The organism is Pseudomonas sp. 37 R 15 (assembly GCF_900004865.1).
GTDB lineage: Bacteria > Pseudomonadota > Gammaproteobacteria > Pseudomonadales > Pseudomonadaceae > Aquipseudomonas > Aquipseudomonas fluorescens_AM.
Map to the genome: position 1 here is coordinate 51,247 of NZ_CVTV01000044.1, position 26,149 is coordinate 77,395.

Annotated in this window: 21 protein-coding genes and 3 pseudogenes; 7 read left to right on the plus strand and 17 right to left on the minus strand. The window is 56.9% G+C overall.

The genetic code is table 11. The features are described 5' to 3' along the window. Positions 1-16 precede the first annotated feature (16 nt). From BFQ04_RS12695 to BFQ04_RS12740, 10 genes are all read right to left on the minus strand, one after another. Complete coding sequence (locus BFQ04_RS12695) at positions 17-3,946, minus strand: type I polyketide synthase (RefSeq protein WP_175413280.1); 3,930 nt, start codon at positions 3,944-3,946, stop codon at positions 17-19. Next, positions 3,946-4,761 (minus strand): enoyl-CoA hydratase/isomerase family protein, encoded by an 816-nt coding sequence (locus BFQ04_RS12700; protein WP_065951127.1) that lies wholly within the window; start codon positions 4,759-4,761, stop codon positions 3,946-3,948. Before BFQ04_RS12700 ends, BFQ04_RS12695 begins: the two co-directional genes overlap by 1 nt. 22 nt (positions 4,762-4,783) lie before the next feature. Then, positions 4,784-5,683, minus strand: coding sequence for a class I SAM-dependent methyltransferase (locus BFQ04_RS12705; RefSeq protein ID WP_083217977.1), 900 nt, complete (start codon positions 5,681-5,683; stop codon positions 4,784-4,786). 1 nt (position 5,684) lies between these two features. Continuing rightward, complete coding sequence (locus BFQ04_RS12710; protein WP_065951129.1) at positions 5,685-5,936, minus strand: acyl carrier protein; 252 nt, start codon at positions 5,934-5,936, stop codon at positions 5,685-5,687. A 57-nt stretch (positions 5,937-5,993) separates the two neighbouring features. Next, positions 5,994-7,022, minus strand: coding sequence for an acyl-CoA desaturase (locus BFQ04_RS12715; protein ID WP_083217978.1), 1,029 nt, complete (start codon positions 7,020-7,022; stop codon positions 5,994-5,996). A 73-nt stretch (positions 7,023-7,095) separates the two neighbouring features. After that, positions 7,096-8,796 carry a fatty acyl-AMP ligase gene (locus BFQ04_RS12720; RefSeq protein WP_065951130.1) on the minus strand — a complete coding sequence of 567 codons (1,701 nt, stop codon included), beginning with the start codon at positions 8,794-8,796 and terminating at the stop codon, positions 7,096-7,098. 2 nt (positions 8,797-8,798) lie between these two features. Beyond that, on the minus strand, positions 8,799-9,965 hold the full coding sequence (locus BFQ04_RS12725; RefSeq protein ID WP_065951131.1) for a StlD/DarB family beta-ketosynthase: 1,167 nt from the start codon (positions 9,963-9,965) through the stop codon (positions 8,799-8,801). A 31-nt stretch (positions 9,966-9,996) separates the two neighbouring features. Continuing rightward, on the minus strand, positions 9,997-10,743 hold the full coding sequence (locus BFQ04_RS12730) for a hypothetical protein (protein ID WP_065951132.1): 747 nt from the start codon (positions 10,741-10,743) through the stop codon (positions 9,997-9,999). Positions 10,744-10,998: 255 nt separating this feature from the next. After that, a complete protein-coding gene (locus BFQ04_RS12735) occupies positions 10,999-12,873 on the minus strand; it encodes an MFS transporter (RefSeq protein WP_065951133.1) in 1,875 nt (624 codons plus the stop codon). 57 nt (positions 12,874-12,930) lie between these two features. Next, positions 12,931-14,079 (minus strand): TDT family transporter, encoded by a 1,149-nt coding sequence (locus tag BFQ04_RS12740; protein WP_065951134.1) that lies wholly within the window; start codon positions 14,077-14,079, stop codon positions 12,931-12,933. 295 nt (positions 14,080-14,374) lie between these two features. Here BFQ04_RS12740 and BFQ04_RS12745 point away from each other — a divergent pair, with 295 nt between their 5' ends. After that, complete coding sequence (locus BFQ04_RS12745; protein WP_065951135.1) at positions 14,375-15,124, plus strand: hypothetical protein; 750 nt, start codon at positions 14,375-14,377, stop codon at positions 15,122-15,124. Positions 15,125-15,319: 195 nt separating this feature from the next. Then, positions 15,320-15,460, plus strand: a pseudogene (locus BFQ04_RS28585) (TetR family transcriptional regulator); the annotation flags it as partial. Positions 15,461-15,590: 130 nt separating this feature from the next. Here BFQ04_RS28585 and BFQ04_RS12750 read toward each other — a convergent pair. The 4 genes and pseudogenes from BFQ04_RS12750 to BFQ04_RS29990 form a co-directional block, all read right to left on the minus strand. Next, positions 15,591-16,370 (minus strand): ABC transporter permease, encoded by a 780-nt coding sequence (locus BFQ04_RS12750; protein ID WP_065888200.1) that lies wholly within the window; start codon positions 16,368-16,370, stop codon positions 15,591-15,593. Then, on the minus strand, positions 16,367-17,299 hold the full coding sequence (locus BFQ04_RS12755; RefSeq protein WP_065951136.1) for an ABC transporter ATP-binding protein: 933 nt from the start codon (positions 17,297-17,299) through the stop codon (positions 16,367-16,369). Before BFQ04_RS12755 ends, BFQ04_RS12750 begins: the two co-directional genes overlap by 4 nt. A 135-nt stretch (positions 17,300-17,434) precedes the next feature. Next, positions 17,435-18,052: a glutathione S-transferase family protein gene (locus BFQ04_RS12760; RefSeq protein WP_065951137.1), complete on the minus strand. Its 618-nt coding sequence runs from the start codon at positions 18,050-18,052 to the stop codon at positions 17,435-17,437. Positions 18,053-18,163: 111 nt separating this feature from the next. Continuing rightward, positions 18,164-18,298, minus strand: a pseudogene (locus BFQ04_RS29990) (cysteine protease); the annotation flags it as partial. 112 nt (positions 18,299-18,410) lie between these two features. On the opposite strand from BFQ04_RS29990, the gene BFQ04_RS12765 reads away from it, so the two are divergent. Both BFQ04_RS12765 and BFQ04_RS12770 read left to right on the plus strand, forming a co-directional pair. Beyond that, positions 18,411-20,858: an acyl-CoA dehydrogenase gene (locus BFQ04_RS12765; RefSeq protein ID WP_065951138.1), complete on the plus strand. Its 2,448-nt coding sequence runs from the start codon at positions 18,411-18,413 to the stop codon at positions 20,856-20,858. A 75-nt stretch (positions 20,859-20,933) separates the two neighbouring features. Continuing rightward, complete coding sequence (locus BFQ04_RS12770) at positions 20,934-21,341, plus strand: PA2817 family protein (RefSeq protein ID WP_065951139.1); 408 nt, start codon at positions 20,934-20,936, stop codon at positions 21,339-21,341. A gap of 138 nt (positions 21,342-21,479) precedes the next feature. Here BFQ04_RS12770 and BFQ04_RS12775 read toward each other — a convergent pair whose 3' ends face one another. Further along, positions 21,480-22,412, minus strand: coding sequence for a LysR family transcriptional regulator (locus BFQ04_RS12775; protein WP_065951140.1), 933 nt, complete (start codon positions 22,410-22,412; stop codon positions 21,480-21,482). Positions 22,413-22,501: 89 nt separating this feature from the next. Here BFQ04_RS12775 and BFQ04_RS12780 point away from each other — a divergent pair, with 89 nt between their 5' ends. Beyond that, positions 22,502-23,128: a hypothetical protein gene (locus tag BFQ04_RS12780; protein WP_065951141.1), complete on the plus strand. Its 627-nt coding sequence runs from the start codon at positions 22,502-22,504 to the stop codon at positions 23,126-23,128. Positions 23,129-23,185: 57 nt separating this feature from the next. On the opposite strand, the gene BFQ04_RS12785 is transcribed toward BFQ04_RS12780, so the two are convergent. Continuing rightward, positions 23,186-24,760 carry an alkaline phosphatase D family protein gene (locus BFQ04_RS12785; RefSeq protein ID WP_065951142.1) on the minus strand — a complete coding sequence of 525 codons (1,575 nt, stop codon included), beginning with the start codon at positions 24,758-24,760 and terminating at the stop codon, positions 23,186-23,188. After that, complete coding sequence (locus BFQ04_RS12790; RefSeq protein WP_065951143.1) at positions 24,757-25,311, minus strand: GNAT family N-acetyltransferase; 555 nt, start codon at positions 25,309-25,311, stop codon at positions 24,757-24,759. Before BFQ04_RS12790 ends, BFQ04_RS12785 begins: the two co-directional genes overlap by 4 nt. Before the next feature lie 188 nt (positions 25,312-25,499). Between BFQ04_RS12790 and BFQ04_RS12795 the strand changes: the two genes are divergently transcribed. Together BFQ04_RS12795 and BFQ04_RS12800 are read left to right on the plus strand one after the other, a co-directional pair. Then, the gene (locus BFQ04_RS12795; protein WP_065951144.1) at positions 25,500-25,907 is read left to right on the plus strand and encodes an ExbD/TolR family protein; all 408 of its coding nucleotides are present in this window, start codon (positions 25,500-25,502) and stop codon (positions 25,905-25,907) included. A gap of 2 nt (positions 25,908-25,909) precedes the next feature. After that, positions 25,910-26,149, plus strand: a pseudogene (locus BFQ04_RS12800) (energy transducer TonB); the annotation flags it as partial.

The window sequence follows — 26,149 nt, forward strand, 5'->3', positions numbered from 1 at the left end:
TCAGTAATTAATCAGCTCACGTGCGCTCCAGGGCACCCAGGGTTTGCAAGATATGCTGGGCAAGTTCGTTCGCGCACTCGATCTGAATATTGTGCCCTGCATCAAAATTGATCACTTGGCAATCAGCCAGCGAACGCTGCAGGGCGGTCTTCTCGGCGGCCGAAGAAAAGTTGCTCTTCTGGCCGAAATACAGAGCGGCAGGCGCCGAGATGCCGTTGAGCAGATCAACGTAATGCTTGCGCAGCCCGTGAAAACGCAGTCCTACACGCGAGCGCAAACGTGCATCCCAACGCCATCGGTAACCGTGTTCATCATCGCCAGACAACACACGCTCACACAACTGACGGGCAAACGAGTCGGAAACGGTCATATAGCTCATTTTGATAAGTTGGACTGCCTCGGCGACGCTGCGTATCAACGGCTGGCTGGGTGTTGTACGTAGATGATGCAGCTCTTTGGCAATCTGAAGCTCCATGTCCAAGACATCGACGGTGGGCGGAATGAAGGTTTCCAGCAGAAACAGCGTTCTAACCCATTGCCGATTTTGATTGGCGAACAGGGCCGCGAGTACCGAACCCAAGGAGTGGCCAACCACATGCACCTGGGTGAGTGCGAGCGCGTCGCAAAGAAGGGTGATATCGCTGACGTAGTCCACCAGTTGGTAGCCCTTCCCGTCTTCTATATGCGAAGAAAGCCCGTGCCCGCGCAGGTCTGGGGCAATCACGCGATAACCGGCAGCCACCAGATGCAGCGCCATATCGTGCCAGCTATAAGCCTGGTCAAGTAGCCCGTGGATGAGTAAGACAGCCGGTTGCCGGTCCTCGCCCCACTGACAGACATTGATCCGATAACCATTGATCAGCAGCTCCCTATCCATGAAGCGCACTTGATGTCTGCTCGCACTGAGATGGGCGGCAGGCAGCTCGGGTACTGGCGCGGTGTACGCTGCTGCAGGGTGAGTCAGGGACTGCTGTATGAAAGCTTCCAGCCTGGCGACTGAATGATGCTCGAACAAATCCTGAGGTTTTAAATCCAGACCGAAAGTCGATTTGATCTTCAGCAGTAACTCAACCGCCATGAAAGAGGTCAGCCCGAGCATCCGGAAACTGGCTGTTTTGTCCAGGGTTTGCGCCTCGAGTCCCAGACTGAGGGCGATGATCGAAGTCATATCATGTGCTGCCCGCCCCTGGGGCTCACCGACCTTGGGCGCCGAGTCCGCAAGCCCTGCCGCGCCTGGTGCGATGGTCGGTGTAAAAAACGGCTGACTGAATACGATCCCCGTGTTGGGACCGTTTTGCGGGATCAGCATAACCGGCGCGTCACTGAAGACCGGTCGAAAGGAGGTACGCTCGAAAGCATATACCGGGATATCCATCACCGGTTCTGGGCGCGGTGCCGCAGAGGCACACAAGGCCGCCCACTCAATAGGTACGCCGCGCTCGTATAACCAACTCACTGCACGATAAAGCTGAGTTTGCGTTTCTTTGGCCAACGATGAACACATCGCAAACCTGGAAAATGGCTGGCATACGGCATTCAACGCGGCACCCGGCCCGACCTCCAGTCCTATATATGTTCCCTTACCCAGTAAGTTTTCAATGCTCTCGCGAAACCGTACTCGCTGGTGCATATGTTGACAAAAATAGTCGGCATTGAACGTGCCGCCATCTGCCGGTAGCCCTGTGAGATTGGCGATGATGGGGACTTGCGGCGCACCATAGGTGACCGACGCTGCCACCGCCTCAAAGGCAAGAGACGCCGGCAACATGGAGGGGGAATGAAAGGCTTTTTCCACTCGCAACTCAACCCATTGCATAGGAAGAGTATCGAGCAGGCATTGGAATCGTTTCACCGCCGGCAACGGCCCGCTGACGACTGTTTGATGCTGGCTGTTGTCTGCGGCAATCACCACTGCCTGCTCAGGTTCAAAACAGCAGCGCTCAAGCAGCGCTTCAACATCACGGGTGCTCGCCAAAACGCAGAGCATCGCCCCCGGCGCCGTCATTTGCTCCATCAATCGCGCTCGGGAAACGACCAGGCGCAACGCGTCAGCCAAGGAAAATACCTGGGCAATGCAGCACGCTGCGTATTCACCAAGACTATGCCCGATCAAGTACCTGGGCTTGACACCCAAGGAGATCCATAACTTGGCCAGGGCATACTCCAGACAAAAAATGGCAGGCTGGCAATTTATTGTTTTTCGCAACACCGCTGTGTCTGATTCCAATACCAGCGTCTTGATCGACAAACCGTGATTAGCCATCGTGATCGCTTCGCACTCATCAATGGCCTGGCGAAATACCTCGAAGGCGGCATATGGCATTGTCCCCATGCCTGGGTAATGGGAACCCTGGCCGGTGAAGAGAAATACACACTTGGGCCTCTTCCCAAACGCCTTCGGCCTATCAGCGCCATTGGAAAATGAGCGCAGTTTTTCGCACAAATCCGCCTTGTTCAAGAAAGCAATGGCCTTGCGTATGGATAAATCGGCCCTGTAACGATTGGCGGTGTAGGTGAGCGTCTGCGCACCTCTATGCGTCGGCTTTAAATAATCAGCATAAGCACGCGCAATGGCTTTGATGGAATACTCAGAGTGTGCGGTTATCTTCAGCACCCCGGCGCCCTCAACCCAGGACCTCTCACCTGCACAGGCGGCCGGGGGTTCTTCCAGCACCATATGCGTATTGGTACCGCCGAACCCGAAGGCACTCAGGCCCGCAATGCGCTTGTTGTCCGGTTGCCATGCGCTGAGTGCCGTCACTATCTTCAGCCGCGTGTGATCCAGAAACTCATCAATCAACGGATTCAATTGACCGATATGAATTTGCGGTGGGATCAATTGATGCTTGAACATCAGCAGAATCTTTAACAAGCCCGCCATGCCCGCGCCGGACTCGCAATGGCCGATATTGGCTTTGACCGCGCCCAGAAGACAGGGCGTAACGATTGAAGCCTGCCCTCCACCATATACCTTGGACAACGCTTTTATCTCGATCGGATCACCCAACGGCGTACCCGTGCCATGGGTTTCGATATAACTGACGTCCTGCGGCTGCACTGCGGCTTGACGTAGTGCGCGCGCGATTACCTGTTCTTGTGCTTTGGCGCTGGGAGCCGTCAGGCCATTTGTCATGCCGTCCTGATTGATCGCACTGCCACGTATGATCCCCAGGATTTCGTCACCTTCGGCCAACGCTCGCGCATAGGGTTTCAACATGACCAATCCTGCCCCCTCGCTACGCACGTAACCATCGGCGCTTGCCGAAAAGGTTTGGCACCGGCCGGTAGGCGACATGAATCCAGCCGCAGCGAAGGCCAGGTTGGTTTCCGGGGCCAGGATTACATTGATGCCGCCGGCGATGGCCAAATCGCATTCCCCTGCGTTCAAATGTGCACACGCCAGATGTATCGCGCTCAGGGAAGATGAACACGCGGTATCCACCACCATGCTGGGGCCCTGAAAATCAAACTGATAGGAGATGCGATTGGCCAGGGGGCTGAGCGTTGACCCAGTGCCTACATACCCTTCCATCAAATTAATATCGCGATTGAGGATTTTATTGAAGTCCCAACCACTGGCGCCGATGAACACACCGGTGTTACTACCGCGCAGCGAATACGCTGTGTAATGAGTACGCTCAATCAAGTGCCAACTCATCTCCAGCAACAGGCGCTGCTGGGGGTCTAGCTTTTCTGCCTCACGCGGGCTGATATTGAAAAAGGCAGCGTCGAACTGATCGATACCCTCCAGGAAGCCCCCCCACTGCGTCGCCGCTGATGAACGTCTGTCCCGATGATGCAGTGGCGGAATATAGGCATTGTTCCACCGATCGGCAGGCACTGCGGTGATGCAGTCTTTGCCCTCGCACAAGTTCTGCCAATATTGCTCAGCATCATTGGCGCCGGGCAAGCGCAGCGACATACCGATGATCGCGATACGCTCCATTACCGGCCCCATTGCCGCGTGTCCATCTCCAGCTCCGTCTGGCGCGACGCGTTGATATGCTTGAGAAATTGTCCAACCCGCTGCTGACAGTCAGGGCTGCCAACGACTTCATGAAACAGACGATGTTCATCGGCAAACAACGAATGATCCAGGTCCGTTGACAAATTGACGGCCCTCTTGGCATTCGCAATAGCCGCCGCAGGCGCGCTGGCGATACGTATTGCCAGCTTTCGCACATAAGCATCCAGCGCCACAGGCATTACAGCGCGATTCACATAGCCATAAGCTTCAAGTTGCTCGGCATTATAAAATTGACCGCTGAGCATCATTTCCAGCGCGCGGGACCGACCGACGAGGCGCGGCAATAATTGCGTTCCTCCTTTACAGGGCAACAACCCCAGCGACACTTCCGGGTGCCGGATAAACGCTTTGCCAATCGCTGCAAAGCGCATATCAAGCGCCATCAGGAACTCACTGCCAGCGCCGCTGGCACGGCCAGCGAGCTGTCCGATGGTGACCTTCCCCCAGGCGTGAAAGCGTTCAATCAACTCATACATCGACAGCAGTGCCTGGTTGGCCACCTCATCGCGATAATTCTGGAACAACTGCAGATCCGCACGGGCGATGAAAAAATCCGGGTCCGCACTGTTGAACACAATTACCTTAACGTTCGAACACTCTGCTTGCCGGGCGGTGTAGCGGAGCAACTCGTCCGTCAACTGGGCATCGAGCAGGTTGACAGGAGGATTGTTTATCGTGACAAAGTCCACCCCTTGCTGGTGCACGACGCTCAATAATTTAAAGTCGCCAGTCATCACGCCCCCCTTACGGAAAAACTCATCGCGTGGACGTCCAGGGTTTATCCAGGCACTTCAATTTAATCCGATAAAGATCCAGGTTTCCGCTCTGAAAACCGAGAATGGAATATTTAAGGTAGCGTTCATAGGTTTCGACCTGATCCAAACCGACCAGCTCGATTGCTCTCTCGCGGTGGGTATCAAGACGCGAAATCCACTCACGCAAGGTATTTACATAATCAGATCGGTCGTTGCGTAATTCGACAATTTCAAAATGTCCTTGAACCGCTTGGACAATATCCAGCAAATGCGGAGGATCGGTTTCTTGAAAAATCTCCTTGGATAAGAACGCTGTCGCCCGGGTGCCCACCATCTCTTGACGGGGCTTTCGGGAGCCATACGCGAACGTTTGAACAGACATATACCCACCGGGCACCAGCAGTGCATCCTGACAATGTTTGAAAAACGCCTTGTATGACTCCAGCTTCTGGGCTTGGCTGTCATCCAGTTTCGCAAAGTGCTCGAAAGCACCTATCGAGATAATGCTGTCGTACGGTTCGAGCGGGTAATGGTCCTGCCAATTTTCAACGCGAACTTCACACCCACCAAGGCCCAACTCGGCTATGTAGTCGGCCTGAGCATTGCTGAGCGTCAGCCCGGTAATCCGTTCAGCGCCACAGGTCGCAACGACCCGCGATAACGCCGCCCCCCAACCACAACCTATGTCCAAAACCGAACGCGCCGTGTCCGCGCCCGAGGCCCGGATATGATGATCAAGTTTATTGATCTGAGCGTGTTCCAATGAGTCTGACTCAGATGAAAACATCGCACCGGAATACACCATGGCGTCATCCAGCCAAAGCTTATAAAACTCATTGCTCAGATCATAATGCGCTTGTATGGCACGCTCGGATGACCCGAACTTCGCAGAATGGGGCATCTTATTCTCCATCGCTCGCCAGGTACGTACTCAGCGTTTCAATCGTTGGGTGATCGTATAGCAGCGTGGCGTCCAGCTTACGACCGACCAGCGTTTGCAATTTCGCGGTCAACTCGACCACAGACGCAGAATCAATACCGTAGCGATCGAAGGCCACATCGGTCGCCAGCTCCGTCGCCGGAACCTCAAGCAAATCCGCCAATGACTCAAGTAAAAACTCTTCAATAACTTCCCGTTCCAGCACGATTGCCATTTTTATAGCGCCTCATAGCCCAGTTGTCGTTTGGATGCCGTAAAAAATATGAACGTATTAAGGCCGTGTCTTTTTTGCGTCACGCTTTTCTTTGGAAGGCTGCCGCATATCGGAAACCTGACCGCACGCTTTAAGTACATTTAAAATACCCAACCCCAAGTCCAGCTCATACCATTCATAGGCCATGCGTGCTGAGTAAGGAAACGCATGATGGTTATTGTGATAACTTTGTCCGAGTGTGGGCACGGCCATCAGCAAGGGAATAGAGTTTGTACTGCGGTCGGCGGTGCGGTAGGGGCGTGAGCCCACGCTGTGAGACAGCGTGTTAATACTCCAATACGTCAGATGGTTCATCACAAAAATGCGCACAAACCCTCCCCACAGAATTCCCAGCACGACGCCTTGCCAACTCATGTAAATAAGTCCGGACAGCACTCCCGGAATGACAAAACCGGCCGCCAGCCAATAAATGTAATTGACGTGGACGTGCAGGATATCGGGGTCCTTGTACAGGTCCTTCACGTATCGATTCCATCCGGGAGCGCGAATGCTCAACGGCGTCCAGATCCATCCCACGTGTGAATGCCAAAAGCCTTTCATATGCTGCCAGAACCCTTCGTTATAGACAGTGGTCCCGCCTGGCCTTATATACATGGAATGTGGATCGTTAGGGCGATCGCTATGGATATGATGTTTGCGGTGTATCGCCGCCCACCATATGACCGGCCCTTGAAACCCCATGGACCCCATGCCCGCCAGACAAATCCTGAGCCACCGTTTGGCGCTATATGACTTATGAGCGAATAGGCGATGAAACCCGAGTTCAACGCCACACACGGCAATGGCATGCATCATCAGCAACATGCCTATTTCAACCATTCCAATCTGGTACCAGCCAATAACGTGCAAGTAAATGGCAAGCATGACTGCGATAACCGGAACAAAGGTAACGACACCGGCAAGCACCCGGTCGATCATTCTGCTCTGAGGCTGCTCAAAGCGACGTGCCAAGGGCCCGTCGTACTGCTGTTCAATTCCGGGCAAGTCAAGTTCATGCTCATCCGGAAGGCTGGGTACACGTTTCATCAAATACTCCAGACATCTGAAACGCCTCACCCACTGTTTCTTCAAGACAGGTGAGCGGCGTGATTTTTAGAATTCAATGGTCTAGGTCAGTCTTGCTTGGCGACGGAGTGAGATAGAGTTCCCTGCATTTAAACCGCTGCAACTTTCCGCTTGAAGTTCTGAACAGTCGATTGGGCTTGACGAACACTATGTCATCAGGGCTTATGCCGTGCTGCCGGGTGATTAATTCGCGTATATCCGCAGCCAAAATAGACAGTTGATCAGCGGAGCGCGGCCTCAACTCGATCAGCACGACCAGTCGCTCTTCGCCCGCCACTTCGATGCCTAGTGCAGCACAGCTGTCATCTCGAATGTCCGGATGGGACTCGACGGTGTGCTCTATGTCCTGTGGGTACCGATTTTTCCCACGCACGATAATAAGGTCTTTGATCCGTCCGGTTATATACAGCTCACCGCGCTCTATAAAGCCTAGATCTCCTGTGCGTAAATAGTATTCGGGCAAACTTGCTATTTTCGATTGGAATGCTTGACACGCGTCGGTGGCGCCTGGCCAATAACCTTTAGCGTTGCTGTCACTGCTTAGCCAGACCTCACCCACTTGACGCTCTTCACAGAGCACGCTGGTTTCGGGGTTGACGATGTTCACCTTATGACCGTGTCGTGGGTAACCGCAACTGCTGACTTCAATACCATGAGCACTACCAGGGTCAACTGGCACGACGCTATGCTCTCGTAGTTTCCGACCATCTATATACAAGCTGTTGACGTCACTCAGCTTGGTGCTCCTGGTGACAAAAAGAGTGGCTTCGGCAAGACCGTAACACGAGTAAAAGGCCTTCTTGTTGAAGCCCCATCGAGAGAATTTCTCGCAGAAACCTTCAAGGGTTGGTTTGCGAATGGTTTCTGCGCCCGTGAACGCCAGGCTCCAACTGCTCAGATCGATACCAGACCTGTCAGCTGTGTCGATACGCCGGGTGCACATCGCATACGCAAAATTAGGCCCGCCCGAGGTCGTGGCCCGGTAGTCCGAAATCAGCTGAAGCCAGCGCAACGGGTTTTGCACAAAGGCCAGAGGGCTGAACACTATGCTATGTGCGCCTAAGAAAAGAGGCTGCAGCACATTTCCAATCAAGCCCATATCGTGAAACATAGGCAACCAGCCAACCACCACTGCGCGCTCGTCATGTTCAAAGGCCTGCTGTATGGCACGTTGGTTAGTCAGAATATTTTCATGGGTGAGCATGACGCCCTTTGCGACGCCAGTGGACCCGGACGTATATTGAATAAGCGCTAACTCATTATATTTCACAGAGAAACCTGAGCGGTCCCACTCGACATTATCCAGGCCTGCCAAATCAATAACCTGGACATATGAAAGTCCATCTGATTGCAAAACGTGGTTGACCGCAGATACTAATCCGGCAGCGCTCAGAACGAAGGTTGACCGAGCATCCCTTGCAACGGCCGTCAGACGCATTTTATCCGCTGTCGTCAGAGGCGCAGATAACGGAACCGGGACAGCGCCTGCATAGAGACACCCGAAGAATGCCTCAATAAAATCCAGCCCCGCGTGAAATACCAGCAATATATTGCGACCCTGCATGCCATGCTCAGTCAGATAACTGGCAATTCTCCTGGCTCGGGCATCCAATTGCGCAAACGTCAGGCTGTACGATTGTGAAAGGGAATAATCATGAAACGTGTAGGCTGGTTGCCCGGCATTTACAATCGCCCTTTCCTGCAGCATTCCCCCCAGCGAGTTGATGTGATGCATGTTCAGCCTTCCACACACGTCAACAAAGCGTAGGCAATCGAAAACCGACCCGACTCAGGCACCATGCACAACACTTTGTCACCAGCTTTGAACATGCCGTTGCCGAGTGCCTCCTCCAACATGAGATAAATACTGGCGGAGCCGACATTTCCCTTGCTTGCCAGATTGGTAAACCACTTTTGCGTGGGCACCGTAAAGCCAATATCCAAATAGGCTTTGACCAGCTCTTCAAAAAAGAAATACGAGCTGATATGCGGGAGAAAGTGATCGATCTCGTCGGGCTTGATCATGCCCCGCGCCATTAATTTTTCAGTCTCTACCAATACCGACCCGGACAAGCCCTTTGCCAGTAAGTCGGTATCCTGGCGAAGCAGCATCAATCCCGCTTCTTCGGCCTGGGAAATAGTCTTGTAGGATTGGTACGTATCGCCAGCCTGCAGGTTCTTCGTCTTCGTACTTCCCAAGTACATGCACGCAGGGTATTTATGCGCGTAGGAATTCAACGTTATCCATTCGATCTTCAACGAGATACTTCTTTCACGCGGCGTGCTTTGGACAACCGCTGCGCCAGCACCGTCTGATAACATCCACCGTAAAAAGTCAGCGTTGAAATATTGGTATGACGCTTCCTGACCGCGCGGAGCACTGATCTGACTTTCTTTTTCGAAACGGCTTCCTTGTAAAGCGACGGATGCCAGTTCAGAACCTACCGCCACCGCAATATCATGCTCGTTTGCCAAAATCGAATTATTCACACTTTTAAGAGCGGCCATGCTGGAGACGCATACGCCCCCTGCCGAAAGAATGTCCATGGGTCCGCCGCCCAGGCGGCCATGTACCATCGAGGCAAATCCCGGGACAATCAGATCGGGACAGGTCGTCGCAGTAGCAAGCATCTCGATCTGATCGATAGACAGCCCCCCTTTGCGCAAAGCATCCTGAACGGCATTTGCAGCAAGCTGCTCATTCAGGTGTGTTTGCTGACCTTGGCGATCAAACGCATAATAGCGCTGGACTATCCCATTGGCATTTAATATTAAGTCCTTATAACGACTGGGGTTGCCATTAACTAAGCCAAGGTGCTTTTCAATATCGTCGTTGTGAACGGGATCATTAGGCAGAAAGGCGCCAAGGGACGTAATATAGGCGGCGCGTTTTTCACAATTCAAAGCACTCTCCTCCACCCTGCACCGATAACACTTAGAAACTGCCCATCTCTTCGAATTGCAAGACATAGAGGCGGCTCGCCACTTGTGCTACACGTGCAATTTGAAACGCGACTGATGGCGTAATGTAAGGCGAGGCAATCATTTTGATGAAACCCTCGTAGTGGCCTGCATCGTTGCATGAGTGATAGATCAAATTACTCATTTGCTTATCCGTGAGCGCTAGCGCCTGTTTCAGATTTTGCGCCCATCGACCGGTCAGCTTTCTCCCCACACCTTCAATAATGAAGGTCACACCGAATGCAGGAAGGGGATTTGGCGTACTGGTTTGCTGGAATACATAAGCGGACAATGCTTCATAACCGATATTGCGCGGGTACTGAGTGATGTTCTTTAGATCGCCGCCCACGGCGACGTAGTCTCGCTCAAGCAGATGGAAATCCTGGTGCTCGCGACTCACGTGTGCGATGAGCGCATTGCGAATGACTTCATGCCCCTCGTCCATATTTGACGCCGCACGGAGCATCCAGCGCGGACCGTCGTGATAGCACATATTGATGAGAAAATCTCTATACTCAACAAGAGTAATAGTGCGCTCATTGATGGACCGAACGATGGGGGTGGCATTCAGTTTCTTTTCGAATTCGTACCATGTCACGGCTAAAGACAACCCTAGCCATCTCGCCGCCAGATTATCCACTTTCGACAAATTGGCACCCACGGGTGACTGCTCGTACAACTCATCAATAGAGACGCTGTGCTTGATTTCTGGAAGTTGCATTTCACACCTTTGCCATTATTAACACACGCCTGCACAGCCGCTTCTAAACAGTCGAGCGCTGTTTGTTCCAACTGACGTGTTTTTGTAATGCTAGAGGTGCTTACAGAAGTTAAATGTAGGGAAAATCTCAAACAGTCCAAATTACCTTTTGAGTTGACGTTGCGTCTTACAGGCAAAAAAGATAAGCCGCATTCAGCCCTGGTCCATGTGGCTGTACCGGCATTGGCCGGCGCAGCCATCGCAGCATAGGTCAAGCTAGCGTACGGCTCCCCGTAGTTCATTGACCAATTCATACAGTTGTGAAGGCGTCGCAACGGGCACAGTGACCGGTTGACCGGCGACCAATGTCACGCGCGACCAAAACCGCCGAAACACGCCTTTTTGTGGATCACGACTGAAAAAGCTCCCCCACAACCCCTGCAACGCCAGCGGAATCACCGGTACCGGTGTCTCTTCCAGAATCCGCGTCACGCCACCGCGAAACTCATTCATCTGACCATCGCCGGTCAACTTGCCTTCCGGAAAGATGCACACCAGCTCGCCGTCCTTCAGGTATTCGGCAATCCGCGTGAAGGCCTTTTCGTAGATCTGGATGTCTTCGTGACGCCCGGCAATCGGAATCGCCCCGGCAGTGCGGAAGATAAAGTTGAGCACCGGCAAGCGGTAGATCTTGTAGTACATGACGAAACGAATCGGCCGACGCACTGCGCCACCAATCAGCAACGCATCGACAAACGATACATGATTGCAAACGAGCAAGGCCGCGCCTTCATCCGGAATCCGCTCCAGGTTGCGGTGCTCGACGCGGTACATGGAATGGCTGAGCAGCCAGATCATGAAGCGCATGGTGAACTCGGGCACGATCTTGAAGATGTAGGTATTGACCGCGATGTTGAGCAGCGACACCACCAGGAACAACTCGGGGATCGACAGCCTGGCCACGCTCAGCAGCAGGATCGACACGATGGCCGACACCACCATGAACAGTGCATTGAGAATGTTGTTGGCCGCGATCACGCGCGCGCGCTCGTTTTCGGCGGTGCGCGACTGAATCAGTGCGTACAGCGGCACGATGTAGAAGCCGCCGAACACGCCCAGGCCGAGGATATCGAACAACACCCACCAGGCTTGCCCGTAGCCGAGCACTGCCAGCCAGTCGTTGGCCTGGACATTCTGGGGGAAGCCGCCGGAATGCCACCAGAGCAGCAGGCCGAACACCGTCAGGCCGAACGAGCCGAACGGCACCAGGCCGATTTCCACCTTACGGCCCGAGAGCTTTTCGCAGAGCATCGAGCCCAGGGCGATCCCCACCGAGAACACGGTGAGGATCAGGGTGACGACGGTTTCGTCGCCATACAACCATTCCTTGGCGTAGGCCGGAATCTGCGTCAGGTAGATCGCGCCGACGAACCAGAACCAGGAATTGCCGACAATGGACCGCGACACCGCCGGGGTCTGTCCCAGGCCCATGCACAACGTGGCCCAGGACTGGGTGAAGATATTCCAGTCCAGGCGCAATTGCGGGGTGGAAGCCGCCGCCCGTGGAATGCTGCGGCTGGCCAGGTACCCCAGCACCGCCACGCCGACAATCGCCACGGCCACTACCGGCGCGTAATGGGTGGACGACATCATGATGCCCGCGCCGAGGGTGCCGGCAAGAATCGCCAGGAACGTGCCCATTTCCACCAGACCGTTGCCGCCGACCAGCTCATCGTCATGCAGAGCCTGGGGCATGATCGAATATTTCACCGGGCCGAACAGCGCCGAATGGGTGCCCATGGCGAACAGTGCCAACAGCATCAACGCCAGGTGGTTGAATAGAAAACCGGTGGCGCCCACGGCCATGATCACGATTTCACCGAGCTTGATCGCGCGGATCAACGCGTCCTTGTTGAATTTCTCGCCAAACTGCCCGGCCAACGCCGAGAACAGGAAGAACGGCAGGATGAACAGCAAGGCGCACAGGTTGACCCAGATGGAACGGTCGCCCTCGATGGTGAGCTTGTAGAGAATCGCCAGAATCAGCGATTGCTTGAAGATGTTATCGTTGAAAGCGCCCAGCAGCTGGGTGATGAAAAACGGCAGGAAACGCCGTGTGCGCAGCAAGGTGAATTGTGAGGGATGGCTCATCGTCCGTGTTCCTGCGTGGCCTGTTATTGATCAGGCCACGACTTTACCTAATCCTGCTTACTTATTCGCTAACCCCGCAATGCACGGCGAAACAAAAAGCTCGCCTTTGTAGGCGCCCTGCACCGTGCGCTTGGCCACGATCAGCCACATCAGCGCCAGAGCCACCACCAGCACACTGCCCAATACGCTGAAGAACCCCAGGTGCAGCAGGCCTGCTAGCTTGAGCGTGGCCAGCGCGTAAACCCCCAGCGGAAAGGTAAAGCCCCACCAGCCCAGGTTGAACGGAATACCGGCGCGCAGGTAACGCAGGGTGATCAACACCGCCATCAACATCCACCACAAGCCGAAGCCCCACAGGGTGATGCCTGCCACCAGACCAAGCCCGTTGGCCATTTCGCCGACACCCGGCAGGCCATTGGCGGCGAAGATCGCGGGCGCATCGCCGCCCAGCAGCAACATGCCCAGGGCACCGGTGCCGATGGGGCCCAGCGCCAGCCAGCTCGACGCCGCCATATTGGCGTGGGGCAGTTTGTGCAGGGCCATGCGCAGCATCAGGATGGTCAGGATGCTGAAGGCGACCGGCAGGGAGAACGCCCAGAGTACGTAACTGGTCACCAGCATCACCAGTTGCCCATGGGCATCCGCCAGGTGCGGCGCCAGCAGGCCACCGCTGGCGGCGGCGACTTCGGCGGCCACCACCGGGAGCAGCCACACCGCAGTCATCTGGTCGATGCTGTGTTCCTGGCGGGTGAACATCATGAACGGAATCAACACACCACAGGCCAACGCCATGACCACGTCCAGCCACCACAGGGCTTCGGCCAGGGGAATCACATCGCTGCCCCAACGCGGCAGTCCGAACAGCAGCAAACCATTGAGAAGAGTGGCCAAGCCCATGGGGATGGTGCCGAAAAACATCGAGACCGTCGAATGCCCGAAAATCCGGCGCGCCTCGTGGAAAAACATCACCCAACGCGCGGCATACAGGACGCTGAACAAGACGAACAAGCCGATGGTGAACATCCACAGGCCTTCGGCAACCGCATGCAAGCCGGGCAGATTGACCGGCAGTTGCGCCAGGGCCAGCGCCAGCACGCCGGTGCCCATGGTCGCGGCAAACCAGTTCGGGGTGAACTGGCGAATCACTTCCCGGGGACGGGTCAGGTGGCTGAAGGGTTTATAGCTGGTGGTTGTCGAGCAGGTCATGATGGCAATCCTCTTCCTCGCATGAGGTTGCGGCCATCATAGAAGCGTATCGAATATCTATATAACGGGTAATATCTCTATTGCTTATCTATTTTACCAATATTGATTAAATCCATTCTCTGGAGCGCGGTAGTGACGACCTACGACTGCGCTGCAACACAGCGCCATTGACCCTGACCTGTGAACCTTCACAGTTACGCCCATTACGTAATTATTATTAACTGATCACACATTGCTGTAAGCACGGGCAGAGAAGGTGTAGCCCTTACATTATTCAGCGCCAGGAGTACGAAGCATGCCAGCCCCGTTTGATCACTTGAGAAAGGCTGATTCCTCAGAAACCACCAGTGATACAGCCTTGCCGCCCATCATTGACACATTGCCTGATATCGAAGGCGACGATCAACGCAATGTAATCCGACAGTACCATTCTATTAATGGTTTACCAGTAGAGTTTCCACATTGGAAAAATGCAGCCACCGAGCCAGGCTATTTTGATCAGGTCTGCGTCGATATTGATGATCGCAGGGTACACATTGAAGTGTTTGAAGGGCCTATCGAGGGTAACAAAAAGATCTTGCTACGTACTCCGCACTTGCAGGTCCACGGCTATAAAAAATTCATATACTCAGTCACGCCTCATGCCACATCACAGACGTCAACGTGCGACCCCGTCGTGCTATTTGTTGATGCCATGGACCCCAATTACGAAAAACAACCGGAAGCGATTATCTTGCCCGACGACTTACCCAACGCAGAGGTGACACGAGAATACTTGGACAGACACGGAGGGTTGACACTGGAGATGCCAAGGCCTGTGGATTCCAGACCCAGAGATACTTTCGACCTCCGTTACGACTTCGGCGATGACACAGGAACAACTGGAAGCATTCCAATCACCGGACCTATCAAAGTCAATTACTCCAAGCAGCAGATACTGGACGCAGGGCCGGGCCTGAAGCAGATCACGTACAGCATGACCGACCGAGCAGGTAATCAAACCCTACTGTCTAAAACAAGGTTCTTGAACGTCACGCTGGCTTAACAATTAAATATCGTGCTCAAGAAACTCAGGAGAGGGCGACTCTAGAAAGCCGTATGTCAGTCAGTTTATCTGTGCTGATATACGACTATCGGGAGCAAGCCCCCTCCCACATTTTGACCGAGTAGAAGCCGTCTTTCGTATGCATCTCACGCCCGCTGACCAGCAACCGCACACAACCGATATACAAGACAATGTTACCCGGAGCAGGCAGCCCCCAGCGTGGATCGCCTGATCAACCTGCTCGCGGCACCCACGGTATTCCGAATTCTGTTCTCGACAGAGCCCCTGAGCATCGAAGAGCTGCATGCCCTGATCGACTTGGCACTGACAAACTAAAGCCTTGCACAAAACAAATGTGGGAGGGGGCTTGCCCCCGATGACGGTGTGTCAGCTGCAGATGAGCTGGCTGACACACCACTATCGGGGGCAAGCCCCCTCCCACATTTTTAACCGCGTTTAACCAGTATTACGTACGCATCCCACGCCCGCTGACCAGCAACCGCGCGCATCCGACGTACAAGACGATGGTGGCAACGATCATGAAGGTGATCGCCACGCTGATCTTGATATCCGACACCCCCAGGATGCCGTAGCGGAAGGCGTTGACCATGTGCAGCACCGGGTTGGCCAGGGACACGGTCTGCCAGAACGGCGGCAGCAACGTGATGGAGTAGAACACCCCGCCCAAGTAGGTCAGCGGCGTGAGTACGAACGTCGGGATGATCGAAATATCATCGAAGTTGCGCGCAAACACGGCATTGATGAAGCCCAGCAGCGAAAAGATCGTCGCCGTCAGCACTACCACCAGAATGGTGACGCCCAGGTGATGCACTTGCAGGTGGGTGAAGAACAACGACAGCAAGGTCACGATCACGCCCACCATCAAGCCGCGCAGCACGCCGCCCAAGGTATAGCCGATCAGGATCGTGTGCGGCGACACCGGTGAAACCATCAGCTCTTCAATGGAGCGCTGGAACTTGCTGCCAAAGAAGCTCGACACCACGTTGCCGTAGGAGTTGGTGATCACCGACATCATGATCAGGCCCGGCACGATGTACTCCATGTAGGTGAAACCACCCATGTCACCGATTTGCCGACCGATCAGGTTACCGAAGATCACGAAGTACAGCACCATGGTGATCGCCGGGGGCAGCAGGGTCTGCGGCCAGATTCGGGTAAAGCGCTTCACCTCGCGGTAGACGATGGTCTGCAGCGCGACGAGGTTGGGTTGCAGTTCAGAACTCATACCGCCACCTTCGCCAGATTTTTCTCCACCAGGGACACGAACAACTCCTCAAGGCGATTGGTTTTGTTACGCAGGCTCGATACCTCGATGTTCTGGGTCGCCAGTTGGCTGAACAGCGCGGTGATACCCATGGCTTTGTCCACCTGGACTTCCAGCGTGTGGCTGTCCACCAGACGGCTCGGGTAGCCCAACAGTTGCGGCGGCGCCGACAGATTGTTCTTCAGGTCGAGCAGGAAAGTTTCCACATGCAACTGGCCCAGCAGGTTGCGCATGCTGGTGTTCTCGACAATGGTGCCGTGGTCGATGATGCCGATGTTGCGGCACAGCTGTTCGGCTTCCTCGAGGTAGTGCGTGGTGAGGATGATGGTGATGCCCTTCTCGTTCAGCTCAGTGAGAAAGGTCCACATCGACCGACGCAACTCGATGTCCACGCCTGCGGTGGGTTCGTCGAGGATCAGCAGACGCGGTTCATGCACCAGCGCGCGGGCGATCATCAGACGCCGCTTCATGCCACCGGACAACGAGCGCGAAGGCACGTCACGCTTGTCCCACAGGCCCAGTTGGGTCAGGTACTGTTCGGCGCGTTCCTTGGCGATTTTCATCGGGATGCCGTAGTAGCCGGCCTGCGTCACAACGATGTCGAAGGTCTTTTCAAACTGGTTGAAATTGAATTCCTGGGGCACCACGCCGATCGAGCGCTTGAGCGCCGCCGGGGATTTGTCCAGGTCATGACCGAAGATATTCACCGTGCCGCTGGTCTTGTTGACCAGGGTCGAGAGGATACCGATGGTGGTGGATTTGCCGGCACCGTTGGGGCCGAGCAAGGCGAAGAAGTCACCTTCGGCAACGTCCAGATCGATACCACTCAGGGCCTGGAAACCGTTGCCGTAGGTTTTGGTTAGCTGCCGGATGGACAGAGCGGAACTCATATCGGATTACGCACCAAAGAAAAGAATAGAAACAATAGATGAGGGCGCATCGCAGGTAGTTCAACCTGCGATGGGGTGCGAGCATGGTGCGTGCCCGCGCCACACAAGTACAGTCACCTGTATTAATAGTGTGTATCAGGTCAACGCGGTCATCACTGCCCTGCGGTAGGCCGGACGTTGTTGCAGGCGCTGGTACCAGGCCTCCAGGTTGGGCATTGCCGGGCGTTCGATAGGCATCTCGAACCAGGCGTAGATAAAGCAGCCCAGGGGGATATCGCCCATGCCGAACGCCTTCCCGGAGAGGTACGGTTGCGCGGCCAGGGCCTGTTCGACGGTACTGAGCGCATCGATGCAGGCTTGGCGCCCGGCATTGATACTGTCCCAGTTGCGCTTTTCGGGGGGTGTACGCAGGATGCCCCAGAACACCGCTTTGAACGGATCGGCGAGCGTCGACGTGGTCCAGTCCATCCACTTCTCGGCGCTGGCCCGGATTTGCAGGTCACTGGGGTAAAAATCCGACGCGTGTTTGGCGCACAGGTAGCGCACGATAGTGTTGGATTCCCACAGTACAAAGTCGCCATCTTCGATCATCGGCACCCGGCCATTGGGGTTCAAGGCCCGGTACTGCGGGGTGTCGACCACACCAAACGCCCCGCCCGCATCAATTGCCTCATAGTCCAGGCCGAGCTCCTCGGCGCACCACAGTGCTTTCCTGACGTTTGATGAATTTTTACGACCCCAGATTTTCAGCATGACCGCGCCTTATCGTTGTTGAACATGGGCTTGATGAACGCCGCAGCATACGCCGGTTCACACGTGGCTCAAATCACTGTGCATGACGCCTGGTATTGAGTCAGCGCAATGCACAGCCTTACACGCAGCGTGGTGAAGACTGACTGCCTGGTCATATAAATCCCCATGGGTTCCGCGACGTTTCTGGGCGAACTCCACCACCACAGGGCGGTCACTATCGATGAAGCGGCTGGGACTCAGGTACATAGCGCACTGATGGCTATCCCCAGTACAACTTGTAACACCCTGATCACCCCGCTTGGCCGGACGCCGTCTAAGCTCCCTGGTGGTTTCGCCCTGGTTTCACGGAGGATTGAATATGCTGTTGTTGTGGATACTGGTTCTGGTGGTCGGCATTGCCTACCTGGCACACCGCCGCACCGCGCCCCTGCCCGCCTTGGGTGTGGTCGCCGTTTACCTGTTGGCGATGGGCGCCTGGAGCCATGCACCGGGTTGGCTGCTGCTGGTTTTCTGGGTGTTGATCGCCATCGTGGCCGTGCCCCTGTTGCTGCCCGACCTGCGCCGCCAATACTTCACCAAGCCGCTGTTCAGCTGGTTCCAGAAAGTCTTGCCGCCCATGTCCGAAACCGAGCGCGACGCCATCGACGCCGGCACCGTATGGTGGGACGGCGAACTGTTCAGCGGGCGCCCCGACTGGGACAAATTGCTGGCCTACCCCAAGGTGCAACTGACTGAAGAAGAACAGGCGTTCCTCGACGGCCCCACCGAAGAGCTCTGCGCCATGGTCAGCGACTGGGAAATCGGCCAGGCCATGGACCTGCCCCCCGCCGCCTGGGAGCACATCAAGACCCATGGTTTCTTCGCGCTGATCATCCCCAAGGAGTACGGCGGCAAGGGCTTCTCCGCCTATGCGCACTCCCAGGTCGCGATGAAACTGGCGACCCGCAGCGGCGACCTGGCCTCCACCGTGATGGTGCCCAACTCCCTGGGCCCTGCCGAGCTGCTGCTGCACTACGGCACCGACGAGCAACGCAACCATTACCTGCCGCGCCTGGCGCGTGGCGACGATATCCCGTGTTTCGCCCTGACCGGCCCGCTGGCCGGCTCCGATGCCGGCGCCATGCCCGACACCGGCGTCATCTGCAAAGGTGAATGGGAAGGCAAGGAAACCCTCGGCTTGCGCCTGAACTGGGAAAAGCGCTACATCACCCTCGGCCCGGTCGCGACCCTGCTCGGCCTGGCATTCAAGGCCCATGACCCGGACCACCTGCTGGGCGAGGAGGAAGACCTGGGCATCAGTCTCGCGCTGATCCCTATCGACACCCCCGGCGTCGAAATCGGCCGCCGCCACCTGCCCCTGGGCGCCGCGTTCATGAATGGCCCCAACTCGGGCAAGGACGTCTTCATTCCTCTGCAATTCCTCATCGGCGGCCAGGAGATGCTGGGCAAGGGCTGGATGATGCTGATGAACTGCCTGTCCGTGGGGCGTTCGATTTCCCTGCCTGCGGTGGGCACCGGCGCCGCCAAGTTCACCAGCCTGGTGACAGGCCAGTACGCGCAGGTCCGTGAACAGTTCAACGTGCCGCTGTCGGCCTTCGAAGGCATCCAGGAAGCCCTGGCGCGCATCGGCGGCAACGCCTGGCTGATGGACAGCGCGCGCATGCTCACCGCCAATGCCGTGGACCTGGGCGAGAAGCCCTCGGTGCTGTCGGCGATCCTCAAGTACCACCTCACCGAACGCGGCCGCGAGTGCATCAGCCACGCCATGGACGTGCACGGCGGCAAAGGCATCATCATGGGCCCGAACAACTACCTGGGCCGTAGCTGGCAAGGCGCGCCGATCTTCATCACCGTGGAAGGCGCGAATATCCTCTCGCGCAACTTGATGATCTTCGGCCAGGGTGCGATTCGCTGCCATCCGTTCGTGCTCAAGGAAATGGCCCTGGCCGGTCGTGAAGACCGTGATCAGGCATTGAAGGAGTTCGATGGCCTGCTGATGCAACACATCGGCTTCGCCGTGAGCAACGCCGCCAGTACGTTGGTGTTGAACCTGGGCATTGGTCACTTTGAAAAGGCCCCGGGCAACCGTCTGAGCCAGGGTTATTTCCGTGCACTGAACCGTCAGGCCGCCGCGTTCGCCCTGCTCGCGGACCTGAGCATGATGCTGCTGGGCGGCGAGTTGAAACGCCGTGAGCGGCTGTCGGCGCGCCTGGGTGATGTGCTGAGCCATATGTACCTGGCATCGGCGGCGCTCAAGCGTTACCACGACCTGGATTCGCCGGATCACCTTGAACCGCTGTTCGCCTGGGCCATGGAAGAAAGCCTTGGCGAGTCCGAGCGCGCGCTGGATGAACTGCTGAGCAACTTCCCGAACAAGATCCTGGGCTGCCTGTTGCGCGTGATCGTGTTCCCGTTCGGGCGTCGCCATACCGGGCCATCCGACGCTCTGGATGCTGAGGTTGCCGCGGTGCTCGGCCGCGCCAAGGGCGACCCGACCCTGGAAGAGCTGCTGGCTGGGTGCTATCGCCCACAATCGGCGCAAGACCCGGTGGGCGCATTGCAACATGCCTATGACCTGCTCGGCGCCAGCCACCCCCTGCAGAAAAAACTGCACACCGCGCTCAAGAGCGGGCAGGTCAAACCGACTGCCGGTGAGTCCGCCATTGATGCCGCGCTGCACGCCGGCGTGCTGCAACCGGCCGAAGCGCAAACCCTGCGCGATGCCGAAGCGGCGCGGCGCAAGGTGATTGACGTGGATGATTTCAGCAAGCAAGAGCTGGTGCAGGCTGAGGGTAAGGTCCGCTGATACCGGCGGTCATATAAAAACGGGCGCGAGAGGCATATACTCTCGCGCCCGTTTTTGCTTTAGAGGACTTATCTCGTGTCCAATGTCGTTGCCGATCATCTCGTCTTGCTCGACCACCTGCGTAGCATCCTGGTTGCCGTCGGCGAAGCCGAACAGGTACCCGAGGAAAGCCATACGCTGTTTCTGGAACGTTTCGACGAACTGCGCGCCCTGTTGCCGATCGATCCCATTGAAAGCCAATACCTGGGCCAGGACCTGATGAGCCAGGTCATCCTGCGCTACCCGCAGATTGCCCATCTGGTACCGCGCGACCTGCTGTGGTTCTTTGGCGGCGATTGCCTGCATTTCATGCCCGACGACGAACTGGACCTGTACCAGGCCCTCGAAGAACGTCGCTATGAAGCCGAGCTGAACGACGAACCGTTCGACTGGAACCAGGAAAAGCAGTTGCTGGCCATGCCGGATGACCAGAGCAAGCACTGATTATCAGTACACCGAAATGCAAATGTATGGCTTGTGTGGGAGGGGGCTTGCCCCCGATGAGGGAGTGCCAGTAGGCGCATTTTTGACTGAACCATCGCCATCGGGGGCAAGCCCCCTCCCACATGTTTAACCCCATTTCTACCGGCTGCGCAGTGTCGGCTCCTTCGCCATGCACTCCACCAGGTAATCAATAAACACGCGCAACTTGGGCGGCAAGTACCGCGTAGGCGAATGCAACAACCACGCCTCGCCGTGGTACGACGCAATAAAATCCCACGCCGGCAATACCTGCACCAACCGCCCGTCTTCCAAGGCGTGCCGCGCCGTGAAATACGGCAAGCTGCCAATCCCCACATGCTGCAACACCGCATCCAGCCGCACGCCCGTGTGGTTCGCCGCATACCGCCCGCGCACGCCGACCGTCACCGCCTTGGCGCCCTGACGAAACTTCCAGCGAGAATCACCTGGGGTTTCACCCAGATAAATGCAACTGTGCTCCAACAGATCATGGGGATGGCTCGGCGCGCCATGCTCGGCCAGGTACTGCGGCGTCGCGCACAGCAAATGTTCGATCGGCAATAATTGCCGCCCGATCAAACCGGGCGGTGGGCTGTCGGTGATACGAATGCTCAGATCGACATTGTCGTCGATCAGATCCACAGGCCGATCCTCAAGGATCAGTTGCACATCCACCTTGGGATAACGCCGCAGAAACGCCGGCATATGCGGGTGCACCACAAACCGCCCCACCGCCTTGGGCACGCTGACCCGCACCAGGCCCTCGGCTTCATGGGTAAATTGCCCGCTGATCTCCATGACCGAACGCGCCGCGCTGACCATTTCCCGGCACCGCTTGAACACCTCTTCGCCACCCTCGCTAAGGCGCAGCTTGCGCGTGGTGCGTTGCAACAGGCGGGTCGCCAGTGCCTGTTCCAGGCGCGAAATACTGCGGCTCACCGCCGACGGTGAAACGCTCAGTTGCCGCGCCGCTTCGGAGAAACTGCCGGTTTCCACCACCCTGACGAAAATCGCCATTTCACCCAGCAGCGGCAAAGGAAGATTGATGCTCATGACGCACAGGTCCATTGATATTTGAATGGATTATCACCCATCAGCGCACTACTTATACTGCCCGCATCACCTGGATGCGGATGTAGACGATGACCGAGCGCCTGTTTTTCACCCATGATCACCTGACAGCCGAACTGGAAGTGCTCAGCTGCACGCCGCACGAAGCGCAATTTGCCGTGATCCTGCAGTCGACGATTTTCCATCCTCAAGGCGGTGGTCAACCATTCGACACCGGATGGCTGGGCGACAGCCAGGTACTGCGTGTCATGCAGGAAGCCGCGCATGTGGTGCATTACGTCAATCACCCCCTGGAACCCGGCCCCATCACTGCGCGGGTCGATGCACAACGCCGCGCGCTGCACACGCGCCTTCACTCAGCGGGCCATCTGATTGGCAATGCCGGCGAACGCCTGGGCTGGATGCCGATCAAGGCCCATCATTGGCCCGGTGAAGGCAAGATCACCTTTATCCGTGGCGAAGCCGCGCAAGACATGGATGCGCAGGTCCTTCAACAACTGGTCAACGGATGGATAGCCGCAGATTACCCACGCCACATGACGCTGGAAGAAGGCACCCGAGAAGTGGGCTTCGGTGAATTGCCGGCATACGCCTGTGGCGGCACTCATGTTCAAGCACTGAGTGAACTGGGCCAGGTGACGATCCTGACCCTCTCGGAAAAGAAGGGCGCACTGTCGGTACGCTACGAAATCAACTGACACACCGAGGATCAAAATGTGGGAGGGGGCAAGCCCCCTCCCCCATTTGAATCCAGGCTACACAGCCAGCGCCCCCGCCCTGCCCGGCTCCACCACAAACGATTGCAACGTCGAGACCGTGGCCGCCGGGTCGCGTGGGTCGCTGATCACGCGAAAGTGCGTGAGCATCTTCTGCGCGTCCAGTTCCACCGACACATACCCACGCTGGCGACTGTCAAAAAATTTCACATGGGGATTGAGCGGCAGGATGTTCGTGAAGGCCTCATAGGGCGGGCCATCGGAGGTCACCGACGAGCCGACGAATTCGGTCGCCACGATTGATGAGTCTGGGTCATGGGCATCGGCGTGCAGGTCCGTGGTCCAGAACGAGTGGATATCCCCGCCCCAGAACACCGGGTTACTCACGCGATTGCGCTGGATAGACGCCAGCATTCGCTTGCGGTTGGCCATATAGCCATCCCAGCCATCGGTCCAGCGGCCGACCTTATGGAGCGTCAGGTCACGCTGCAGCAGCGGCGCTACCAGCAAGTCCTGGGCGATCACGTTCCACTGCGCCCGGGACTGGGCAAAACCCTGGTCCAGCCAGGCTTCCTGCTGCCACCCGAGCAAGGTGCGGGCGGGGTCACGCAAGTCGCTGCAGGGGGTGGTGACAATATGCCCTTGATGACTGCCATTGGCCGCGATGCACGGTTGCTCGGAACGGTACTGGCGGCCGTCGAGCACATGGAAGCGCGCGAGCCGCCCATAGTCCAAGCGCCGGTAAATGCGCATGTCCGGCCCCTTCGGCACGCTGCTCGCACGCAACGGCATATGCTCGTAGAACGCCTGGTAAGCCGCCGCCCGTTGCTGGAGAAACTGCGCCACGGGGATTTTCGGGTCCTGGGACCAGCGGCTGGCATAGTCGTTCTGCACTTCGTGATCGTCCCAGGTCGCCACGCTGGGTGCGGCGGCGTGCAGGGCCTGCAAATCGGGATCGGTCTTGTACAGCGCGTAGCGGTTGCGGTAGTCGCTCAAGCTCACCGCATTACCGCTGCCGTGGGCGCGAAAAACTTTGCCGGAGTCCGCTGCGTAGGAGCTGTCGTAGATATAGTCACCGAGAAAAAACACCAGGTCGGGCCGCTCGGCAGCGAGATGACGGTAGGCGCTGAAATACCCGCGCTCCCAATGCGAACAGGATACGAACCCGAGCCGGGCGGACGCCATCTCATGCCGCGCAGGCGTTGTGCGTGCCTGGCCAATCGGGCTCTGCGCGCCAAGGCCCTCGAACTGATACCAGTACGGCCGGCCCGCCGCCAGCCCCGCCACCTCGACATGTACCGAATGGGCAAAGCGCCCGGTCGCCATCACCTCGCCCTGTTGCACAATGCGTGTCATCGCCGCATCGCTGGCCACCCGCCAACGCACCGCCACCGTACGCTGTAATCCACCGCGTCCGTCCTCGGCATTGAACAACGGCGCCAGGCGCGTCCATATCACAAAGCCATCAGGCAATGGGTCACCGGACGCAACGCCCAGGGTGAACGGATAATCCACCCCGGCACTGCGCGCAAACGGGCTGAGGATGGAAAACACCGTAGCAACCGCCAGCCCGCCGAGTACTCGGCGCCGAGCGCGGTCTACATCGCCGTTCACAGGCAGCGCTCCCAGTCATCACGCACGGTGGCAAACCCGAGCAAGTCCTCATACACGCCGTTCTTTAGAAACGACTGGCGCATGCAGCCTTCATAGCGCAGACCGATCTTTTCCATAACGCGTGCCGATTCTTTGTTACGGCCAAAACACTGGCTACCCACCCGCTGCAATCCGAACCTGGTAAACCCGAAGTCCATCACCGCGCTCGCCGCTTCCGCCGCATAGCCCTGATTGCGCGCATGTGCCGCAACCCAGTACCCCAAGTGGCCATATCGATGCCGAGCATTCATACGCAGGCTGACCATGCCGATCAATTCGTCGGTGCCGCGCACATGCATCCCCAGGTTCAGCAGCCCAGCGGCGCGATATTCGTCGGCGATCCCTGCAATGAAATCCTGTGCACTTTCCAAGGTGTAGGGCGACGGAATGTTCGCCGTGTTGTCGGCGATTCCTGGCCCGTTGGCGAGCGTGAAAAGCACCTGGGCCTGATGCATTTCCAGTGCGCGTAACAGCAGTCGCGGGGTCAATAATTGAGGCAATGCGGTGGGCATGGGCGCCGGCTCTCACAATAAATCTCTCAAGCATGTATGCCCTGAGTGTCAGTTTCATTACGTCCAAAACTGACTGGCACGTTTTCTGAAAGACGCGTCCTAGAGGCTTCAAACCGTCAATTAAAGTTAACCATTCGGTCATTTTTGCTTGCTAGCGTGTTGCCCCTAATTCAATAAGGGGTAACGGAATGAGAACCTGGGATGAACCCAAGAAGCGCAAGGCGCACATCGAACTGATCCCGATGATCGACGTGATGATGTTCCTCCTGGTGTTTTTCGTACTGGTGAGCCTGAACGTGATTCCGGCCCTGGGCATGAAGACTCAGTTGCCCAGCGCCAGCAGTTCACAGCAGCTCAAACCGCAGAACAAATTCATCCTCACCCTGGGCCTGGAAGGCCAGTTGCAACTGGACGGCAAGGACCTCTCGGTCGCCGCGCTGGTACCGGCGCTGAAGGCGGCAGAAAAGCCCGATACCAAGTCGACGATCATCGTCAACAGCGACAAAGGCGTGGAGGTTTCGCGCCTGGTGGAAGTGATGGACACCCTGCGCCTGGGTGGCTTCACCTCCGTGTCCATTGCCACGCGTAAGTCCTGATCATGTACCTGCTGTTTCGTGTACGTCAGTGGCTGGGCAGTGTCCCGGCCTTGGTCGCGCTGGTGCTGATTGCACTGGGTATCCAGTCCCAGACCTTGAAGGTCGAGCCGGTGTACGACGAGTCGGCGGTCGAGCTGGCGTTGGTCGAGCCGGAGCCGCAAGCAGTCCCGCAGCCCGTAGTCGAACAGGAGCCGCCACCGCCACCTCCGTTGATCGAGGAAGAGCAAGCCGAGCCCGCCCCA

Excerpts from the sequence above, each read along its gene's own strand:
- BFQ04_RS12720 (WP_065951130.1), bottom strand. The coding sequence starts at position 8,796 with ATGCATCACATCAACTCGCTGGGGGGAATGCTGCAGGAAAGGGCGATT.
- BFQ04_RS12740 (WP_065951134.1), bottom strand. The coding sequence starts at position 14,079 with ATGACCTGCTCGACAACCACCAGCTATAAACCCTTCAGCCACCTGACC.
- BFQ04_RS12710 (WP_065951129.1), bottom strand. The coding sequence starts at position 5,936 with ATGGCAATCGTGCTGGAACGGGAAGTTATTGAAGAGTTTTTACTTGAG.
- BFQ04_RS12755 (WP_065951136.1), bottom strand. The coding sequence starts at position 17,299 with ATGAGTTCCGCTCTGTCCATCCGGCAGCTAACCAAAACCTACGGCAAC.
- BFQ04_RS12695 (WP_175413280.1), bottom strand. The coding sequence starts at position 3,946 with ATGGAGCGTATCGCGATCATCGGTATGTCGCTGCGCTTGCCCGGCGCC.
- BFQ04_RS12715 (WP_083217978.1), bottom strand. The coding sequence starts at position 7,022 with ATGAAACGTGTACCCAGCCTTCCGGATGAGCATGAACTTGACTTGCCC.
- BFQ04_RS12745 (WP_065951135.1), top strand. The coding sequence starts at position 14,375 with ATGCCAGCCCCGTTTGATCACTTGAGAAAGGCTGATTCCTCAGAAACC.
- BFQ04_RS12750 (WP_065888200.1), bottom strand. The coding sequence starts at position 16,370 with ATGAGTTCTGAACTGCAACCCAACCTCGTCGCGCTGCAGACCATCGTC.
- BFQ04_RS12700 (WP_065951127.1), bottom strand. The coding sequence starts at position 4,761 with ATGACTGGCGACTTTAAATTATTGAGCGTCGTGCACCAGCAAGGGGTG.
- BFQ04_RS12775 (WP_065951140.1), bottom strand. The coding sequence starts at position 22,412 with ATGAGCATCAATCTTCCTTTGCCGCTGCTGGGTGAAATGGCGATTTTC.
- BFQ04_RS12730 (WP_065951132.1), bottom strand. The coding sequence starts at position 10,743 with ATGCAACTTCCAGAAATCAAGCACAGCGTCTCTATTGATGAGTTGTAC.
- BFQ04_RS12790 (WP_065951143.1), bottom strand. The coding sequence starts at position 25,311 with ATGCCCACCGCATTGCCTCAATTATTGACCCCGCGACTGCTGTTACGC.
- BFQ04_RS12795 (WP_065951144.1), top strand. The coding sequence starts at position 25,500 with ATGAGAACCTGGGATGAACCCAAGAAGCGCAAGGCGCACATCGAACTG.
- BFQ04_RS12705 (WP_083217977.1), bottom strand. The coding sequence starts at position 5,683 with ATGCCCCATTCTGCGAAGTTCGGGTCATCCGAGCGTGCCATACAAGCG.
- BFQ04_RS12765 (WP_065951138.1), top strand. The coding sequence starts at position 18,411 with ATGCTGTTGTTGTGGATACTGGTTCTGGTGGTCGGCATTGCCTACCTG.
- BFQ04_RS12735 (WP_065951133.1), bottom strand. The coding sequence starts at position 12,873 with ATGAGCCATCCCTCACAATTCACCTTGCTGCGCACACGGCGTTTCCTG.
- BFQ04_RS12780 (WP_065951141.1), top strand. The coding sequence starts at position 22,502 with ATGACCGAGCGCCTGTTTTTCACCCATGATCACCTGACAGCCGAACTG.
- BFQ04_RS12760 (WP_065951137.1), bottom strand. The coding sequence starts at position 18,052 with ATGCTGAAAATCTGGGGTCGTAAAAATTCATCAAACGTCAGGAAAGCA.